Raw genomic sequence first — 1,766 nt, 5'->3', positions numbered from 1 at the left:
GGGGGGGTGGTCAAATATTATATTGCAATATGACAGATAGATTTAAAAATATCCAGCTTATACACCACGTAAAATGAAATATATATTTGACTATATATACAACTGTTTTTATTCGTCTATCGAATGCACTTATCTAGTCATCCATGCATGCCTCGTGAATGGAAATTATTGCGTGCAATCGCTTTCCGCTGCAAAAGCCGGCAACCGTTCGACGCTTGATGGATCGGGTCGGGAATGTTGACGCCAGAAGACGTGCTCAATCACCCCCGATTTGCCTAGGCCCGTGATGAGCACGTCGCATCACTCACCTCTTTGTTCACGGGCGACCGTTTCGTGACCTGGATGATGGCTGACGCTGCTGTGATCTGCTTGCGGGGGCTCATTGTTGGCTTCCACGTCAGCTACAAACCAGCAGATCGAGGGACGTGGGCTACGCCTAGCAACCTGAGAGACTTGATCGTTAGATTGAAACTCGCGAGTCCCAGGCGGGTCGACAATATGATCGCTCGCTTTCTACAAGCGAAGTACGCCGAAGCACGGCCATCTCCGACGGATCGGCGATCGCGGCTATTGACGCCAACGACGCGGCTACTGACCCACGATCGAGAGCACTTGGCTGCGTACCATCGATTCCTGCTAAAGCTTATCCCAGGCTGCGGGTACGAATGGGTATTATCCGAGAATGACGCAGTTCATATGAACATCCGCCGGGCGGCGTTCCGACGCCTCACACAAGCAATGACGTTCCGGCATCACCCGCCGATGATGATGTTTTTGGCACGGGATGCTGGTTACCTTGCTTTTCTCTTACTTGCGCAGGCACAGATCACCGGCCGAGAACGTGATCTGTCATTCACAGAAATGTCAGCCGACCTCGGTGTATCGCGAACGCACATTCGCAACCTTTTTAGAGAAGCTGAGGCGGCAGGCTATGTGCGCCTAAATATTCGGGGTACTTGTCCTGTGGAGATTACCCCATCACTTTGGGCCTCCTACGAACGATTTCTCGCCGATGTACAGGTTGGCCAGCACGTCATCGCGCAAGTTGCTTTTGCGATCGATTCGCAAAAGGTGGAGCAGGACGCATCGCCGCAAGTCGTTCAGACATGATATCCTAATGTCGAACTGTGCGCCGCCGCATATGGGCCGCCTTACACATTTTACAGATGGGATCCGGCCAGGCTTTGTTCGCTGCAGCTACAGCAGGATTGCCGGCACGATAGGTGTCGCCATAACGTTCAAGTTCGCCGCTCGACGACATCACGCCGAGGTATGTGGCCAGGGTGTTGGCCGCCACGTCCGTCAGGCGCTGTGTAATCTGAGCATGCGTCAGGCCATCAAAGCCGGCTTCCTCCAGAAGTGCCATAAGAATCGAAGGCATTCAGCAGCGCCGGAGGCGAGTCATTAGTGCCTCCACCCGCCGCGCCGCTCTTGGCGCCATCCTCGTCGCACCTTTCACAGGTGGGGCCGTCAAGGCCCTTCCTTCCGGTTCGCTGCCGCCCGCCGCGCCGACCTCCAAACTTGCGATTGGGCCGTCCAGCACCGAGCCTGGATCAACAAGGCTGCGGTTGCCGAGCACCGGGATCACACCCGCTTGGACGTCGAGACCCGTCGACACGAAGCTATCTTCGTTCGGACGGCCACGGAGGCTTCTCGAGGTCCAGCAGACTTAGAGCGCCTAACAGAACGGCACTGAGCGGGGTTTTCAGCGTTGGTTTAGCATGGCCAGACCGCTTCTGCCCGATGATCTCTGGGACGAGATCGCT

2 protein-coding genes are annotated in these 1,766 nt (G+C 55.5%); one reads left to right on the top strand and one right to left on the bottom strand.

The genetic code is table 11. The features are described 5' to 3' along the window. Window positions 1-696: 696 nt before the first annotated feature. Window positions 697-1,110, top strand: a complete 414-nt coding sequence (locus tag BM228_RS34425) for a hypothetical protein (RefSeq protein WP_139234361.1) — start codon at window positions 697-699, stop codon at window positions 1,108-1,110. Window positions 1,111-1,114: 4 nt separating this feature from the next. Here BM228_RS34425 and BM228_RS33430 read toward each other — a convergent pair whose 3' ends face one another. Beyond that, window positions 1,115-1,381 (bottom strand): hypothetical protein, encoded by a 267-nt coding sequence (locus BM228_RS33430; protein WP_092047635.1) that lies wholly within the window; start codon window positions 1,379-1,381, stop codon window positions 1,115-1,117. Window positions 1,382-1,766 lie beyond the last annotated feature (385 nt).

This window comes from Methylobacterium pseudosasicola (assembly GCF_900114535.1).
In the GTDB taxonomy this organism is placed as follows: domain Bacteria; phylum Pseudomonadota; class Alphaproteobacteria; order Rhizobiales; family Beijerinckiaceae; genus Methylobacterium; species Methylobacterium pseudosasicola.
The sequence above is the reverse complement of the archived record's forward strand: the minus strand, read 5'-3'. Positions and strand labels throughout refer to the sequence as shown.